The following is a 16,168-nucleotide window of genomic DNA, read 5'->3' on the forward strand; positions in this document are numbered from 1 at the left end:
AAACGTCGACAGGACCAGGATGGAGCGCATGAACCAGGAGCAGCAACCAGTGGTGGTCGTCGGTGCGGCGGACGGTGGTGACCTCACCGACCTGGTCGAGCAGCCGGCGAAGGTCATGCGGATCGGCACGATGATCAAGCAGCTCCTCGAGGAAGTGCGGGCCGCTCCTCTGGACGAGGCGAGCCGCAACCGGCTCAAGGAGATCCACAAGCGGTCCATCGACGAGCTCGAGGACGGTCTCGCGCCCGAGCTGCGCGACGAGCTGGAGCGCCTCTCCCTCCCGTTCACGGAGGAGGGCACGCCCTCGGACGCGGAGCTGCGGATCGCGCAGGCGCAGCTGGTCGGGTGGCTGGAGGGCCTGTTCCACGGCATCCAGACCGCGCTGTTCGCCCAGCAGATGGCCGCACGCGCCCAGCTGGAGCAGATGCGCGGCCGTGCGCTGCCCGCGGGCAGCAGCGGGAGCGACGCCGCGGACACGGGTCTCGGTCCCAAGGGGACGGGTCAGTACCTCTGAAGGTTGCCTCGATCGGATGGTGACCTACATCCGGGCGCGGTGACCACTCCGTGACGTACCGGCGTCCAAGGGCCTCCTCAGGCGCCGGTACGCTCAGTCCTCGTGCAAGCCACCAGTACGCTCGACCAAGCTGAGGCGCCCCCTGCCGTCAAGTCGCGCAGCTTCAAGCGCGCGTTCGCCGACGTGCGGGAAGCGTGGGACCACCGCGAACTGTGGGGCCACCTCGGCTGGCAGGACATCAAACAGCGCTACCGCCGGTCGGTCATCGGTCCGTTGTGGATCACCATCTCGATGGGGACCACAGCGCTCGCACTCGGTCTGCTGTACTCGGTGCTGCTGGACGCGGAGCTGCCGGCCTTCCTGCCGTACATCACCGCGGGCTTCATCATCTGGAACTTCATCCTCGGCTGCGTCACCGAGGGCACCGACGTGTTCATCGCGAACGAGGGGCTGATCAAGCACCTCCCCGCGCCGATCACGATCCACGTGATGCGCATGGTGTGGCGCCAGGTGCTGTTCCTCGCGCACAACCTGGTGATCTACCTGATCGTCATGGTGATCTTCTTCGGCACGCTGTCGGAGCCCTACCGGATGACCGACGGCGGCACGCTGCAGCCCGGCATCAGCTGGACCATCCTGCTGGCGATCCCCGGCTTCGTGCTGCTGGCCGTCAACGCCGTGTGGGTGTCGCTGCTGTTCGGCGTCATCAGCACCCGCTTCCGCGACATCCCGCCGGTCGTGAACAGCTTCATCAACCTGGTGTTCTTCATGACGCCGATCGTCTGGGACGCCGACATCCTCACGAAGGTCACCAAGACCGCCGGCAGCGACTCGCAGTGGCGCGTCCTGATCGCCGAGCTGAACCCGGTGTACCACTTCGTCGAGGTCGTCCGCGCGCCGCTGCTCGGCCACCACGTCGACTGGCACCACTGGGTGGTCGTCGGCGGGTTCACGGTCGTCGGCTGGCTGGCCGCGCTCGTCATCCTGCGCAACTACCGCGCTCGCGTCTCGTACTGGGTCTGAGAGGGAGGCCGAGACATGGTCAGCATTGACGTCTGGAACGCATCGGTCGACTTCCCGATCTTCGACGCGAAGTCCCGTTCACTGAAGAAGCTCGCACTCGGCAAGGTCGGCGGCAAGATCGGCTCCGAGGGCAAGGTGCCGATCATCGAGGCACTGCACGACATCACGCTGTCCCTCAAGGACGGCGACCGCGTCGGCCTGGTGGGCCACAACGGCGCGGGCAAGTCCACGCTGCTGCGCCTGCTGGCGGGCATCTACGAGCCGACCCGCGGCCAGTCGCGGATCGTCGGCAAGGTCGCTCCGGTCTTCGACCTCGGCGTCGGCATGGACCCGGAGATCTCCGGCTACGAGAACATCATGATCCGCGGTCTGTTCCTGGGCATGAGCCGCAAGGAGATGGAGAAGCGGGTCGACGACATCGCGCAGTTCACCGAGCTCGGTGACTACCTGTCGATGCCGTTGCGCACGTACTCGACCGGCATGCGCGTCCGGCTGGCGCTGGGCGTCGTCACGTCGATCAACCCGGAGATCCTGCTGCTGGACGAGGGCATCGGCGCCGTCGACACGGCGTTCCTGGCCAAGGCCCGCGACCGCCTCAAGGGCCTCGTGGCCCGCTCCGGTCTGCTGGTGTTCGCGAGCCACTCCGACGAGTTCCTCGCGGAGTTCTGCAACACCGCGATCTGGATGGACGAGGGCCACGTCAAAATGCACGGGGACCTGAGGGAAGTGCTCATCGCGTACAAGGGTTACGACCCGTTCGAGCGCATGCACCTCTCCCACGACGCGCCCGTACTCAGCGGAAATGGTGGCGAGAAGCAGTGAACACCGAGGCACTGCCCAAGGGCTCCGTGGTCGCGGTGGTGGTCACCCGCCACCGCAGGGAACTGCTGGCCGAGTCGCTGAAGGCGCTCTCGACCCAGACGCGCGTCCCCGACCACCTGGTCGTCGTCGACAACGGTCCCGACCAACCGGTCGACGACCTGGTCGAGCAGTGCCCGCTCCCCACCACGTACCTCGCCTCGCACCGCAACCTCGGCGGTGCGGGCGGGTTCGCGCTCGGCATGCTGCACGCGTTGTCGCTGGGTGCCGACTGGGTGTGGCTGGCCGACGACGACGGCCGGCCCGCCGACGAGAACGTGCTGGAGGTGCTGCTGGAGGAGGCGGAACGGCGCAACCTCGCCGCCATCTCCCCCGTCGTCACGAACATCGACCGGCCGGAGAAGCTCGCGTTCCCCCTGCGCCGCGGGCTGACCTGGAAGCGCTCGGCCGCCGAGCTGGGCACCGACTTCCTGCCGGGCATCGCGTCGCTGTTCAACGGTGCGCTGTTCCGCGCGACCACCCTGGACGTCGTGGGCGTGCCGGACTACCGGCTGTTCTTCCGCGGCGACGAGGTGGAGATCCACCGCCGCCTGGTGCGCTCGGGCGTGCCGTTCGGCACCTCGCTGCGGGTCGCGTACGTCCACCCGGACGGCTCCGACGAGTTCAAGCCGATGCTGGGCGGCAAGTTCCACGCCCAGGACCCGGAGAACCCGGTCAAGCGCTACTACACCTACCGCAACCGGGGCTACCTGCTCTCGCAGCCCGGCATGCGCAAGCTGGGCCTGCTGGAGGTCTTCCGGTTCGGGCTGTACTTCCTCGGGGTCAAGCGCGACCCGAAGGGGTTCGTGGAGTGGCTGAAGCTGGTGCGGCTGGGCCAGAGGGAACGCTTCTTCCGCAAGTGAGGCCGCGGGCGGCGCCGCCCTGGTGAAGGTGTAGGGATTTCATGCTCGACGCGGTCGCGTTGTTGGCTGCACTGGTCACGGTAGTGCTGCTCTGGGTACCGGGGCTGGCGCTGGCGGCGACCGCAGGTCTGCGGGGCTGGCTGCTCATCGGAGCGGCCCCGGCCGTCACCATGAGCCTCGTCGGCATCGCGGCGCCGCTGTTCCCGCTGGTCGGCGTGCAGTGGAACCTGTGGACCTTCATCGTCTGGTGCGTCGTCATCACCGGTGTCATGGGCGCGGTCGTGCTCCTGCTGCGCCGCCGCGGCCGTGAGCTGACCTTCCCGCAGGGTCCCTGGTCCACGTCCGGCCACCTCACGGTGGTCGTGTCGGTCGTCGTCGCGGCGTGCGTCGCGGTGCTGGTGCTGCGCGCCGCCACGCACGGGCTGGCCACCGTGCCGCAGGGCTGGGACGCGCCGTTCCACGGCAACGCGATCCGGCTCATCGCCGAGACCGGCAACTCCAGCCCGCGGGCGCTGGCCTGGATCGACGCGCCGGACAACCCCGGCGGCAGCTTCTACCCGAACGCCTACCACTGCTTCGAGGCGCTGGTCTACAACGTGAGCGGCGCCGACATCCCGCGAATCCTCAACACGGGCATGCTCGTCACCACCACGCTGACCATCCCGCTGGGCACGATCGCGCTGGTCAGGGCCTTCGGTGGCGCCGCGGGGTTCGCCGCCGCCAGCGCGCTGGTGTCCACGTCGTTCGCCTACTACCCCTGGGACCTCTACCAGTGGGGGCAGCTCTTCCCGTACGCGGCGGCGCTCGCCATGGTGCTGCCGTTCTTCGCCGTGCTGGTGCGCTGGCTCGACACCCGCGCCGACCGGCTCGGGGTGCTCGTCGCGTTCCTGGGTGCCGGTCTGACCGCCACGCACTCGGCGTCGGTGTTCGTCGCCGCCGGGCTCGGCGTGTTCCTGGTGCTGCAACGGCTGCTCGCCGACCCGCGCGAGTGGGTCCGCAGGGAGCTGCCGCGGCTCGCCGTGGTGGCGGTCGCGATCCTCGTGCTCGCCTCGGCGTACCTGCTGGGCGCGAGCAGCATGGCCGGTGCCACCGCCGCGTACAACTGGCCCGCCGTCACCACGGTCTCGCGGGCGTTCGGCGACGCGGTCCTGTTCGGCAGCGACGCGCCGTGGCCGCAGTGGCTGCTGGCGCTGTGCACGCTCGCCGGCCTGTTGCTGCTGTGGCGCGACGGCACCTGGCGCTGGATGGTCGCGGGCTACGCGCTGTTCCTCGGCCTGCTCGTCGCCGCGGCCGGTCTGGACGCCCCGTGGGTCCAGACGATCACCTCGCCGTGGTGGAACGACCGGTTCCGGCTCGCTGCCGTGATCATCCTGCCCGCCACGCTGGCCGCCGGCTGGGCGTTGCAGACCGCGGCGCGCTGGGTCACCGAGAAGGTGCTGCAGCGCGTGCCGGAGACGACCAGGTCGCGCCGCACCGCCATCGCCGTGCTCGCGGTCGTCGCGATGGTGCTGGCCGGTGGCTACTTCGGCCAGAGCCACGGTTACGCGGCGCGCAACGCCGACCGCATGACGTGGACGTTCGACAGCCCGGTGCTCACGCCGCTGGAGCACCAGGGCCTGCTGGAGACCGGCAAGATCGTCAAGGACGGCGAGCTCATCATGAACGACCGCGGCGACGGCACCGTGTGGTCGTACGCGATCTCGGGGCGGCGTCCGGTGATCGGCCACTTCCAGGGCAGCGTGGCCACGCCGAAGCGCGAGCTGCTGCTGAACAGGTTCAACCGCTTCGGCAAGGACCCGCAGGTCGCCGAGGCCATCCGCTCGCTCAACGTGAAGTACGTGATGGTCGGCTGGGGCATGATCGCGGAGTTCAAGCGCGCGGAGGGCCTGCAGAAGCTGGACCTGGTCGACGGGCTCACCCCCGTCTACCGCAACCCGGAGTTCCAGCTGTACCGCATCGACTGGGACGAGCTCGCCAAGTGAGCTGCTGACGGCGGAACCGCCGCTTCCGCCGCGCACTTCGAGTAATCCCTCGCGCACCTCGGGTGATCGGAGTAAGACGGGGTGGGTGATTTCCCGACGCAGACTTCTGTCCTTGGCAGGCGCGACGGCGCTGCTCACCGCGTGCGGTTCCAACACCGGCAGGGGCGGTAGCGGCCAGGCCCTCAAGCAGTGGTACCACGCCTACGGCGAGCCGGGTGTGCAGCAGGCGGTGGAGCGGTACGCCCAGTCGTACGGGAAGGTCCCCGTCGACGTGCAGTGGAACCCCGGCGACTACGACTCCAAGCTCGCGACGAGCCTGCTGTCCGACGGCGGACCGGACGTCTTCGAGTCCACCCCGCAGATCAGCTCGGTGCGGGCGGGTCAGCTCGTGCCGCTCGACGACGTGCTCGGCGCCGCCAGGGACGACTTCACCGCCTCGATCCTCGCCGGGCACACGGTCGACGGGAAGCTCTACGGCATCCCGCAGGCCGTCGACATGCAGATGTTGTTCTACCGCAAGAGCATGCTCAGCGCGGCCGGGGTGCAGCCACCGTCCACTGTGGATGAGCTGGTCGCCGCGGTCCGCACGCTCACGACCGGCGGGGTGAAGGGGCTCTTCGCCGGCAACGACGGCGGCGGTGCGGTGCTGGGCGGGCCCGCGCTGTGGTCGGTGGGCCTCGACTACGTGCGCGACCACCAGGTCGGGTTCGACGACCCGCTGGCGGCGCAGGCGATCGGCAAGCTGCGCGAGCTCTACACCAGCGGCGGTCTGCTGCTGGGCGCGGTGAAGGACTGGGCGGAGCCGGACGCGTTCACGCAGGGGCTGGTCGCCATGCAGTGGACCGGGCTGTGGGCGGTGCCCGCCGTGCAGAAGGCGCTGGGCGACGACTTCGGCGTGCTGCCGTTCCCGAAGCTCACCGGCAGCGGGAAGCCGAGCGTGCCGGTCGGGGCGTTCGGCGCGATGGTCAACGCCAAGTCGAAGCGGGTCGACGAGGCCAAGGAGTTCGTGCGCTGGCTGTGGGTCGAGCGGACCGACTACCAGGAGGACTTCAACCTGAGCTACGGCTTCCACGTCCCGCCGCGCGACAGCATCGCGGCGAAGGCGTCCAAGCTGTCGGCCGGACCGGCCGCCGACGCGGTGAAGTTCGTGCGGGACAACGCGAAGGCGTCCAACCCGCCGGACTGGACCTCGACGATGCGGACGGCGTTCAACGACGCGGTGTCGCGGGTCGTGCGGGACGGCGCACCGGCCGACGCGGAGCTGCGGGCCGCTGCCGCGAAGGCGCGGGACGAGCTGAAGCGCCTCTACGGATGAGGCACGGCAGGGCGTTCTGGCTGTTCGTCGGCCCGTTCGCCGCCGGACTGCTCGTGTTCGTGTACGTGCCGATCGGCTGGAGCGTGCTGCTGTCGTTCTTCGAGGCGCGCAACACGGTGACGCCGACGGAGTTCGTGGGGCTGCGCAACTACGCCGACATGCTGACCGACCAGCCGTTCCTGGCGAGCCTCGGGACGTTCAGCGTGTTCGCGGCGTTCATCGTGCCGTTGACGTTCGTGCTGGCGCTGGCGCTCGCGTTGCTGGTCAACCAGATCAGCTTCATGAAGGCGTTCTTCCGGTCGGTGTTCTTCCTGCCGACGGCGTGCTCGTACGTCGTGGCGTCGCTGGTGTGGAAGCTGTCGATCTTCAACGGGGTGCGGTTCGGGCTGGCGAACACGGTGCTGGGCTGGTTCGGCGCGGAACCCGTGGCGTGGACGGTGTCGACGTCACCGCCCTGGTACTGGCTGGTGCTGGTGACGCTGCGGCTGTGGTTGCAGCTCGGGTTCTACATGATCCTGTTCATCGCCGGCCTGCAACGGATTCCGCAGCACCTCTACGAGGCGGCGTGGATCGACGGGGCGTCGCGCGGCTGGCAGTCGTTGCGGTACGTCACGATGCCGCAGCTGCGCACGACGTCGGTGGCGGTGCTGCTGTTGCTGCTCGTCGCGGCCTACCAGGCGTTCGACGAGTTCTACAACGTGCTGGGCACCGACCGCGGCTACCCGCCGTTCGCGCGGCCACCGTTGATCTACCTCTACTACACGGCGCTGGGCAGCGGTGGCCAGGACTTCGGGCACGGCAGCGCGGGCGCGGTCATCCTGACGTTGCTGATCGCGGGAGTCACGTTGGTGCAGGGGCGGGTGTTCACGCGATGAGGGTGCTCCGGTACCTCGCGCTGTCGGTGGCGGCGGTGCTGTTCCTGGTCCCGTTCTACCTGGTGCTGCGCAACGGGTTGGCCACCGAGTCCGAGCTGACCGCGCCGACGTGGACGTTCTGGCCGGAGCGGGTCCGCTGGGAGAACTTCGGCGAGCTCTTCGCGAACCCGGCGGTGCCGCTGCTGCGCAGCATGGTGAACTCGCTGGTGGTGGCGGTGCTGCAGACCGCGGGGCAGCTGCTGCTGTGCGGGCTCGCGGGCTACGGGCTGGCGCGCATCCCGTACCGCTACTCGAACGTCGTGCTGGTGCTGGTGGTCGCGACGCTGATGATCCCGGCGGCGGTGACGTTCGTGCCGACGTTCGTGGTGGTGTCGACCCTGGGCTGGGTGTCCGACCTGCGCGGGCTGGTGATCCCGGGCCTGTTCAGCGGGTTCACGACGTTCCTGTTCCGGCAGTACTTCCTCAACTTCCCGCGCGAGGTCGAGGAGGCGGCGCGGATCGACGGGCTCGGACACTGGGGCACGTACTGGCGGGTGGTCGTGCCGAACTCCAAGGGGTTCTTCGCGGCGCTGGGCGTGATCGCGTTCGTGACGAGCTGGAACCAGTTCCTGTGGCCGCTGGTGATCGCGCAGGACCAGGACTCGTGGACGGTGCAGGTGGCGCTGTCGACGTTCCTGACCGCGCAGTCGATCGACGTCGTGCAGCTGTTCCTCGCCGCGGCCGTGTCCATCACCCCGCTGGTGGTCGTGTTCGTGGCGCTGCAACGGTTCCTGGTGCGCGGGGTCACCGAGACCGGTGTGAAGGGCTGAGAACGGCGACGGGCCCCGCTGCACACCAGCGGGGCCCGTCGCCGTTCAGCTGATCAGTTCTCGAAGACCTTGCGCCACGACTCGACGGAGGTCAGCTCCGGCAGCGCGTCGCGGTACATCTTCTGCATCCGCGGCCATTCCGCGGACAGCCGGCGGTAGTTGGCGACCGCGCGCTTCATCAGTGCGCGGAACTCCTTCGGGTCGCGCTTGCGGAACGCGACACCGCTGCCGTCCGGGTGCGAGACCGTCGCGCTGTCCAGGTTGCCCAGCAGGTACCAGCGCGCGTTCGCCGACGGCACGTTGACCTGCGGGCGGGCCGTGGTCGACGGCTGCGGGCTGCGCAGGTTGTGCAGCACGGCCTTGCCGGCCTCGCGGGCCATGACGACCTTGTTCGAGGGCCTGCTGAGCATCTGCTCGGTGCGGACCATGTCGAAGGTCGGCGGCGGGAACTCGCGGGCCGACGGCAGGGTCTGCGCGTCCTGGAAGTTCTTGCGCAGCTCGCGGATCTCCGGCAGGGCCGTGCGCAGCGACTCGAACAGCTTCGACGGGCCCGCGAGGAAGTCCTCCAGCGCCTTCTGCTGGATCGCGACGGTCGAGTACTCCATCGACAGCAGGTGCACCAGCGACTGCTTCAGACCCTGCTTGAGCAGCGTCTTGCGCACGTCGTACGGGCTGTGCAGCGCGGCCAGGACGAGCCGGTTGCGGGTGTGGAAGTACGCCTGCCAGTCGGTGGCGTCGTTCTTGTCCGTCCACGGCATGTGCCACACGGCCGAGCCGGGCAGCGACACCGTCGGGTAGCCGCGGTCGAGCGCGCGCAGCGAGTACTCCGCGTCGTCCCACTTGATGAACAGCGGCAGCGGGTAGCCGGTGCGCTGCACGACCTCACGCGGGAACAGGCACATCCACCAGCCGTTGTAGGTCGAGTCGATGCGGGTGTGCATCTCCGCGGTCTCCCGCAGCGAGGACGCGCCGAAGTCGTGGTCGGTGAGCGCGCCGGGGGCGGCCCGCCAGAAGCAGGTGCCCAGGTCGACGACCTCGCCCATGCTGTGCAGCCGGGAGCGGGCCTGCAGGTTCAGCATGTGGCTGCCGACGATGACCGGCTGGGCGGCGGCGCGCGCGAACGCGTTGGACCGCAGCAGCGCGTCCGGCTCCAGGCGGATGTCGTCGTCCATGAGCATGATCTGGTCGACGTCGGTGTGCTCGATCGCCTCGTACAGGCCGCGGGTGAAGCCGCCGGAGCCGCCGAGGTTCTCCTGCTCGATGACCTCCAGGCGGTCGCCCAGCACCGCGGCGGCCTCGGCGAAGCCCTCGGTGTCGCGGACCTTCACGGCGCCCTGGTCGGCGACGAAGACCTTCTGCACGACGTCGAGCACGGCCGGGTCCTCGCCGAGCGTGCGCAGCGCGATGACCGCGTCGACCGGGCGCATGGTCGTCATGCCGATGGCGACCTTCTGCGCGGGCAGGTCCTGCTCGGTGGTCCACGCCGCGTGGTCGATCTCCAGCGTCGAGTCGTCGGTGAAGACGTCGAACCAGATCCAGCCGCCGTCCTCGTACGGCTTCAGGTTGATCTTGAAGGTGACCTCGGTCGCGGTCTTGGGGCTGCGGACCGTGGTGCCTTCGAGGTGCACGATGTCGCCGCTGGGCTTGGAGCGGTAGACGTCGATGCGGCCGGCGCCGCGCACGGACATGCGCAGCACGACGTCGTCGATGACCGTCCAGCGCCGCCAGTAGGCAGCGGGGAACGCGTTGAAGTACGAGGCGAACGAGACCCGCGCGGACTGCGGGATGGTGACCGCCTGGCGCGAGGACACGTGGCTGTGCACGTGCTCGGGCTCGTCGAGGTACAGCGGTCGGACGTCGAGCGGGTCCTCGTCGCGCGGCAGGATCACGCGCTGGAGGACCTTCGTCGGGTCGATCGTCTTAACGGCGGCCTTGGCCTGCTCAGTCACGTGCTTCCTCCGGCGAACCGCCACGGGTGCGTCGACGGTTCGAGTCAGCTCAGTCGATGGCGACGACGGCACCTGCCACACCAGGTGAACGCGGCGTGCGTGCCGTCGGGTTGCATGGTAGGAGATGGGCACGGAAAAGCCCGCCTGAACCACAGGTTACCGCAGGTCAGGCGGGCTAATCACATCAGTCGAGTGAACCGTCGAGCGCGGCGCCCCCGCTGAGGTGCGGGGCGATCTTGTTGTCGAACACGCTCAGCGCGGAACCGATCGCCATGTGCATGTCGAGGTACTTGTACGTGCCGAGGCGGCCGCCGAAGATCACGTTCTTCTCCGCGGCTTCGGCCTTCGCGAGCTCGCGGTAGCGCTCGAGCTTCTCGCGGTCCTCGGCCGTGTTGATCGGGTAGTACGGCTCGTCGTCCTTCTCCGCCGACCGGGAGAACTCGCGGACGATGACCGTCTTGTCCGACGGGTAGGTGTCGCGCTCGGGGTGGAAGTGCCGGAACTCGTGGATGCGGGTGTACGGGACGTCCGCGTCGTTGTAGTTCATGACCGGCGTGCCCTGGAAGTCGCCGATCGGCAGGACTTCCTGCTCGAAGTCGAGCGTCCGCCAGCCCAGCCAGCCCTCGGAGTAGTCGAAGTACCGGTCCAGCGGGCCGGTGTAGACGATCGGCGTGCCCGCGGGGATCTCGTCGCGCACGTCGAAGAAGTCCGTCGACAGCTTCACGTCGATGTTCGGGTGGTCCGCCATCTTCTCGAGCCACGCGGTGTAGCCGTCGACCGGCAGGCCCTCGTAGGTGTCGTTGAAGTAGCGGTTGTCGAAGGTGTAGCGCACCGGCAGGCGGGTGATGACCGCCGCGGGCAGCTCCTTCGGGTCGGTCTGCCACTGCTTCTGCGTGTAGGCCTTGATGAACGCCTCGTAGAGGGGGCGGCCGATCAGCGAGATCGCCTTCTCCTCGAGGTTCTTCGCGTCCTTGGTGTCGATCTCCGCGGACTGCTCGGCGATGTAGGCCTTCGCGTCCTCCGGCGACATGTACCGGCCGACGAACTGCGAGAGCAGGCCCAGGCCCATCGGGAACTGGTACGCCTGACCGTTGTGCATCGCGAACACGCGGTGCTGGTAGCCGGTGAACTCGGTGAACTGGTTCACGTACTCCCACACGCGCTTGTTGGACGTGTGGAACAGGTGCGCGCCGTAGCGGTGCACCTCGATCCCTGTCTCGGGCTCCGCCTCGGAGTAGGCGTTACCACCGATGTGGTCACGACGATCGAGCACCAGGACCCGCTTGTTCAGCTGGGACGCGGTGCGCTCGGCGACCGTGAGACCGAAGAACCCGGAACCGACGACAATCAGGTCATAACCTGCGAAGCTCACCCACAAGAGGGTAGCCGTGACGGCGGCCACCGCTGCCGACGCCCCCTCAGCGCCGCCTTCCGCTCAGGCGTGCGCGGGCACTGTCTAAGGTGGCCGGGTGCTGTCCTCGGTACGTCCCAAGCTGCTCAGCCCTCCTGTCCTGATGGCGGCCGGGCTCGGCGTCTTCGGCCTGGCCGGGTACCTGTTCGTCACGCTGACCAGCCGCACGCTCGTCACGAGCGAGGCGCTGCGCGCGACGAACTTCTACTTCGTGGTCAACGTGGTCGGTCCCGGCATCTTCTTCGCGCTGGAACAGGTCACCAGCCGGTCGGTGAGCGCGGCCGTCGCCTCCGGGCACGCGCTGCGCCCGGTCGTGCGCAAGACGTGCATCGGCGGCGCGGCGCTCGTGGGCGTCGTGATGGCGGGCCTGCTGCTGATGTCGCCGTACCTGCTGCCCAACACCCTGTACGGCGACTGGGGCCTGTTCCTGGGGGTCCTGGCCACCCCGGCGATCCTCGCGGCGCTGAGCATCGTCCGCGGCGCGCTCGGCGGCCTGCAGCGGTTCACCGGCTACGCCGTGTCGCTGATGGTCGAGGGCGGCGCGCGGATCGTGGTCGTGTCGCTGCTGGTGTTCGGGCACGTGTCGTCGGCGTGGGTCTTCGGCATCGGCTACCTCGCGAGCTCGCTGGTCGCCGTGGGTGCCGGCCTGCTGTGGCTGCGCGCCGCCCCGAGCGGGGGCGACGACCGCGTCCCCGGCGAGGTGCCGCTGCTGACCAAGGCGCTCGCCGCGCTCGCGACGGCCAGCCTGCTGGCCCAGCTGCTGCCGAACCTCGCGCCGCTGATGGTGTCCTCCCGCCTCGGCGAGGGCAGCGTGGTGGCGCTGGCGTTCGCCCAGGCCGTGGTGGTCGCCCGCATCCCGCAGCTCGCGTTCTTCCCGGTGCAGACGATGTTGCTGCCCGCCCTCACGGCCGCCGTGACCAGGGGCGACTTCGCCTTCGTCAAGCGTCGCATCATGCTGACGCTCGGCGCGGTCACGGCGGTGGGCCTCGTCTACTCCGTGCTGTTCGTGCTGGTCGGCTCGTGGGTGCTGCGGGTGTTCATGGCCACCGACACCTCGACGCTGACCGCGCTGGTCATGGGCCTGCTGGCGTTCGGCACGGTGGTGCTCATCGGCGTGTTCGCCGTGCAACCGGCGCTCGTCGCGATGGGCCACGACCGCACCATCACGATCGCGTGGGCCATCGGCACCGCGTCGACGTTCGGCTTCGCGCTGCTGCCGGGGGACGTGCCCACGATGGCGGCCGCCGCGCAGGTCGTGGGGCCGGCGCTGACGCTGCTCGTGATCTTGGTCAGCTTCTTCCGGTTATCCGCCGCGGCGCAGCAGCGCAGCGACGCGGTCGCCGCCGCCGAACGCTGAGAACGACCCGAACACGAAGCGGCCCCCGTCGGTGACGGGGGCCGCTTCGGCGTTCAGCGTGCGGAGCGGGTCAGCTCAGGCCGCGCTTGGCCAGCGCCATCGTCCGCTTCACGTCGCCACCCTTGAGGGCGTCCAGAGCGGACTGCATCGCGTGCAGGCGGCTGAAGACGTGCAGGCGGGCCGCGCGGGCCGCCTTCGTCCAGCCCTTCGCCTCCAGGCGCTTCGCGGCGTCGAGGTAGAAGTGCTTCTCCTCGTCGAACCGGATGACGTCCTTGGCGTGGTTGGACGAGTGGCTCGCCATGTGGCGGCGGTAGCGGAACACCGGCGTCGGGTCGAGCGCCAGGGTGCCACCCTCCAGCAGCAGGTCCGTGACCCAGCCGAGGTCGCCGATCGAGCCGAAGTCGTGGCGGATGGTGGTGCCCGCGACGACGTCCTGGCGGAAGGCCATGGCCGGCACGTACAGCCAGTTGCCGTTCATCAGGCTGGCCAGCGCCTCGGGGCCGTCCAGCTCGCGCTGCTTCCACGCGTTGCGGCCCGCGAAGACCTTCACGCGGTCGGCCAGCGGCAGCGGGTCGTGCGGCTTGCTGTTGTCGTCGACCACGATCACGCCGGGGTGGGCCATGATCGCGTTCGGGTGCCGCTCGAACATGCCGAGCACGACCTCGACGTAGTTCGGCTCCAGCGCGTCGTCCGCGCCCAGCACGACCAGGTACGTGCCCCGGCCCATGGACATGGACCTGGTGACGTTCTCCGTCGCGCCCAGGTTGACCTCGTTGCGCACGTACTCGATGCGCGGGTCGCCGATCTCCCTGATGTAGTCCTCGGCCGCGGTGCCGGGGTACTGGTCGTCGACGACCGTGAGCAGCCACTCGTCACGGGTCTGCGCGCACACGCTGTCGATCATCTCGAAGAGGATCTTCGGCTCGAGGTAGTACGGCGCCACGAAGTGGACGGTCATGACTTACTTCCCAGCTTCCTCGGTCGGCGGCTCGGCCTGGCGGATCGCGATCGCCCTCGCCAGCCGCGCGTAGCGCAGCTCGAGCTCCTTGAACCGCAGGTAGGTGTTCAGGGTCGCGGCGGTGAACACGATGACCACGCCGTACAGCAGCAGGTCGGTGCCGCGGCCGACGCCGAGCCAGCCGGCGATGACCGTGAGGTCGCTCGGCCGGAGCACCGAGTAGACGCCGAAGACCACGAACAGGATGAACGCCAGCTTGACGCTCGCCGCCGACTTCGCGTTGCCCCGCTTGCGCACGAAGAGGATCAGCAGGCCCGCGACGAGGAGGACGAGGATGTACTGAATAGGCATGTCAGTGCGCCCGGCCCTTCAGCATCGTGTCGAAGAGGATGTTGACGCCGTTGATCAGCGACTGGCCCTTGGACATCGAGTACTCGGTGTAGAGGATCGTCACCGGCTCCTCGGTCACCCGCCAGTTCCGCACGGCGATGAGCTCGACGATCTCCGACGCGTGCCCCATGCCGTTGAGGGTGATGTTCATCTCGTCGGCGACCTTCTTGTTGAAGACGCGCAGCCCGTTGTGGGCGTCGGTCAGGCCGAGCTTGCGCGTGCGCGGGCTCAGCAGCACGACCGTCTTCAGCACGATCCGCTTGATCAGCGGGACGCTCTCCTGCACGTCGCCGCGGAAGCGCGTGCCGACGACGATGTCGACGTCCTCGGACCGCAGCCGCTCCAGCATCGTGAGGACGTCCTCGACGCGGTGCTGGCCGTCGGCGTCGAAGGTCACGAAGTACTTGGCGCCCGGCTGCTTGCGGGCGTACTCGATGCCGGTCTGGATGGCGGCGCCCTGACCGAGGTTGACCGGGTGCTGCACGAGGTGGGCACCGCCGGCGCGGATGCCCTGCGCGGAGTCGTCCTTGCTGCCGTCGTCGACGCACACGATGTTCGGGAACGTCTGGCGCGCGTGGCGGACGACCTCTTCGATGACCTGCCCCTCGTTGTAGCAAGGGACGATGAGCCACACGTCTGGCCAATCGGTCACAACGGAACTCCAAAGAAGCCGCTACATGGGGGACGGGGTCGTCACACGTCGCACGCACGACCCGGCCGGAGCGTACTGCAACGGCACCCCTCTACACTGCCTCGGGTACTGCCCCGGCCACCACCGCGGTACCCGCGCGACCCGATCGGTCTGCGCCTTGGTCAGGGGTTTTCCGATCTTGGAGAGGACTTCTCGATGGTTGGTGTGGCCGTCGTCGGCGCCGGTTACTGGGGCCCGAACCTGGTGCGGAACATCCAGGCGACCCCGGACTTCCGGTTGACCACCCTGTGCGACCTGAACGTGGAGCGCGCCCAGCAGGTGCTGGGCAAGTACAGCACGGTGAAGGTCAGCGGGTCCCTGGACGAGGTGCTGGCCGACCCCGAGGTCGAGGCCGTGGCCGTGGCCACCCCCGCCGCCACCCACCTCCCCGTCGCGCTCGCCGCGATCGAGGCGGGCAAGCACGTGCTCGTCGAGAAGCCGCTGGCGTCGTCCTACGCCGACGGCCTGAAGCTGGTCGAGGCCGCTGAGCAGCGCGGACTCACCCTCATGCTCGACCACACCTTCGTCTACACGCCGGTCGTGCAGCACCTGCGCGAGCTCGTGCGCGGCGGTGAGCTCGGCGAGCTGCAGTACGTCGACTCGGTGCGCATCAACCTGGGTCTCGTGCAGCCCGACATCGACGTGCTGTGGGACCTCGCCCCGCACGACCTGTCGATCCTCGACGCGATCCTCCCCGACGGCGTGCGCCCGGTCGCCATCGCCGCCCACGGCTCCGACCCGGCGAACCTGGGCCGCGCCTGTGTGGCGTACCTCTCGGTGCAGCTGTCCAACGGGGCGATCGCGCACGCGCACGTGAACTGGCTGTCCCCCACCAAGATCCGCACGATGATCGTGGGCGGCTCCGGCAAGACCGCCGTGTGGAACGACCTGGACCCGACGCAGCCGCTGGCCGTCTACGACCGCGGTGTCGACTGGCCGACCGACGAGGAACGCCGCATCTCCTACCGCATCGGCGACGCCGTGGCGCCCGCCCTCAAGGGTGGCGAGGCCCTGCGCGCCGTGATGGCGGAGTTCGCCGCGGCGATCACCGAGAAGCGCGCGCCGCTCACCGACGGGCGGGCTGGCCTCCGCGTGCTCGCGCAGCTCGAGGCCGCATCCCAGAGCCTTGCCCAGGGCGGCACTTTCGTGCCCGTAGTGAACGCATAACTGAGG

14 protein-coding genes and 1 pseudogene are annotated in these 16,168 nt (G+C 69.1%); 10 read left to right on the forward strand and 5 right to left on the reverse strand.

All coding sequences use genetic code 11. The annotated features are described in order from the left end of the window. Positions 1 to 82: 82 nt before the first annotated feature. From AB0A63_RS29115 to AB0A63_RS29150, 8 genes and pseudogenes are all read left to right on the forward strand, one after another. A pseudogene (locus AB0A63_RS29115) lies at positions 83 to 514 on the forward strand (bacterial proteasome activator family protein); the annotation flags it as partial. A gap of 102 nt (positions 515 to 616) precedes the next feature. Further along, positions 617 to 1,537, forward strand: a complete 921-nt coding sequence (locus tag AB0A63_RS29120) for an ABC transporter permease (RefSeq protein ID WP_360396950.1) — start codon at positions 617 to 619, stop codon at positions 1,535 to 1,537. Positions 1,538 to 1,552: 15 nt separating this feature from the next. Next, complete coding sequence (locus AB0A63_RS29125) at positions 1,553 to 2,359, forward strand: ABC transporter ATP-binding protein (RefSeq protein WP_360396951.1); 807 nt, start codon at positions 1,553 to 1,555, stop codon at positions 2,357 to 2,359. Then, positions 2,356 to 3,258 (forward strand): glycosyltransferase family 2 protein, encoded by a 903-nt coding sequence (locus AB0A63_RS29130; RefSeq protein WP_360396952.1) that lies wholly within the window; start codon positions 2,356 to 2,358, stop codon positions 3,256 to 3,258. The genes AB0A63_RS29125 and AB0A63_RS29130 overlap by 4 nt, the downstream gene beginning before the upstream one ends. A gap of 41 nt (positions 3,259 to 3,299) precedes the next feature. Further along, positions 3,300 to 5,240, forward strand: a complete 1,941-nt coding sequence (locus AB0A63_RS29135; protein WP_360396953.1) for a DUF6541 family protein — start codon at positions 3,300 to 3,302, stop codon at positions 5,238 to 5,240. 112 nt (positions 5,241 to 5,352) lie between these two features. Beyond that, positions 5,353 to 6,555: a sugar ABC transporter substrate-binding protein gene (locus AB0A63_RS29140; RefSeq protein WP_360396954.1), complete on the forward strand. Its 1,203-nt coding sequence runs from the start codon at positions 5,353 to 5,355 to the stop codon at positions 6,553 to 6,555. Then, positions 6,552 to 7,430, forward strand: a complete 879-nt coding sequence (locus tag AB0A63_RS29145; RefSeq protein WP_360396955.1) for a sugar ABC transporter permease — start codon at positions 6,552 to 6,554, stop codon at positions 7,428 to 7,430. Before AB0A63_RS29140 ends, AB0A63_RS29145 begins: the two co-directional genes overlap by 4 nt. Continuing rightward, positions 7,427 to 8,239 (forward strand): carbohydrate ABC transporter permease, encoded by an 813-nt coding sequence (locus AB0A63_RS29150; RefSeq protein ID WP_360396956.1) that lies wholly within the window; start codon positions 7,427 to 7,429, stop codon positions 8,237 to 8,239. The genes AB0A63_RS29145 and AB0A63_RS29150 overlap by 4 nt, the downstream gene beginning before the upstream one ends. 53 nt (positions 8,240 to 8,292) lie before the next feature. Here AB0A63_RS29150 and AB0A63_RS29155 read toward each other — a convergent pair whose 3' ends face one another. Then, positions 8,293 to 10,188, reverse strand: a complete 1,896-nt coding sequence (locus AB0A63_RS29155; protein WP_360396957.1) for a glycosyltransferase — start codon at positions 10,186 to 10,188, stop codon at positions 8,293 to 8,295. Positions 10,189 to 10,372: 184 nt separating this feature from the next. Next, positions 10,373 to 11,560 (reverse strand): UDP-galactopyranose mutase, encoded by a 1,188-nt coding sequence (gene glf, locus AB0A63_RS29160; protein WP_360396958.1) that lies wholly within the window; start codon positions 11,558 to 11,560, stop codon positions 10,373 to 10,375. 97 nt (positions 11,561 to 11,657) lie between these two features. Here glf and AB0A63_RS29165 point away from each other — a divergent pair, with 97 nt between their 5' ends. Then, the gene (locus AB0A63_RS29165; protein ID WP_360396959.1) at positions 11,658 to 12,956 is read left to right on the forward strand and encodes a hypothetical protein; all 1,299 of its coding nucleotides are present in this window, start codon (positions 11,658 to 11,660) and stop codon (positions 12,954 to 12,956) included. Between the two features lie 70 nt (positions 12,957 to 13,026). Here the strand turns inward: AB0A63_RS29165 and AB0A63_RS29170 are convergent, their stop codons facing one another. Genes AB0A63_RS29170 through AB0A63_RS29180 form a run of 3 tightly spaced genes read right to left on the reverse strand, consistent with a single transcriptional unit; the run spans position 13,027 to position 14,956 of the window. Then, entirely contained in the window at positions 13,027 to 13,914 is an 888-nt protein-coding gene (locus AB0A63_RS29170) for a glycosyltransferase family 2 protein (protein ID WP_360396960.1), read from the reverse strand. Positions 13,915 to 13,917: 3 nt separating this feature from the next. Continuing rightward, on the reverse strand, positions 13,918 to 14,265 hold the full coding sequence (locus tag AB0A63_RS29175) for a DUF2304 domain-containing protein (protein ID WP_360396961.1): 348 nt from the start codon (positions 14,263 to 14,265) through the stop codon (positions 13,918 to 13,920). A gap of 1 nt (position 14,266) precedes the next feature. Then, the gene (locus AB0A63_RS29180; protein WP_360396962.1) at positions 14,267 to 14,956 is read right to left on the reverse strand and encodes a glycosyltransferase family 2 protein; all 690 of its coding nucleotides are present in this window, start codon (positions 14,954 to 14,956) and stop codon (positions 14,267 to 14,269) included. 195 nt (positions 14,957 to 15,151) lie between these two features. Between AB0A63_RS29180 and AB0A63_RS29185 the strand changes: the two genes are divergently transcribed. After that, complete coding sequence (locus AB0A63_RS29185; RefSeq protein WP_360396963.1) at positions 15,152 to 16,162, forward strand: Gfo/Idh/MocA family oxidoreductase; 1,011 nt, start codon at positions 15,152 to 15,154, stop codon at positions 16,160 to 16,162. Positions 16,163 to 16,168 lie beyond the last annotated feature (6 nt).

Origin of the sequence: Lentzea sp. NPDC042327 (assembly GCF_040647275.1) — a bacterium.
Classification (GTDB): domain Bacteria; phylum Actinomycetota; class Actinomycetes; order Mycobacteriales; family Pseudonocardiaceae; genus Lentzea.

Coding starts and splice junctions, on each gene's coding strand:
- AB0A63_RS29175 (WP_360396961.1), bottom strand. CDS start 14,265: ATGCCTATTCAGTACATCCTCGTCCTCCTCGTCGCGGGCCTGCTGATC.
- AB0A63_RS29125 (WP_360396951.1), top strand. CDS start 1,553: ATGGTCAGCATTGACGTCTGGAACGCATCGGTCGACTTCCCGATCTTC.
- AB0A63_RS29170 (WP_360396960.1), bottom strand. CDS start 13,914: ATGACCGTCCACTTCGTGGCGCCGTACTACCTCGAGCCGAAGATCCTC.
- AB0A63_RS29135 (WP_360396953.1), top strand. CDS start 3,300: ATGCTCGACGCGGTCGCGTTGTTGGCTGCACTGGTCACGGTAGTGCTG.
- AB0A63_RS29185 (WP_360396963.1), top strand. CDS start 15,152: ATGGTTGGTGTGGCCGTCGTCGGCGCCGGTTACTGGGGCCCGAACCTG.
- AB0A63_RS29145 (WP_360396955.1), top strand. CDS start 6,552: ATGAGGCACGGCAGGGCGTTCTGGCTGTTCGTCGGCCCGTTCGCCGCC.
- AB0A63_RS29150 (WP_360396956.1), top strand. CDS start 7,427: ATGAGGGTGCTCCGGTACCTCGCGCTGTCGGTGGCGGCGGTGCTGTTC.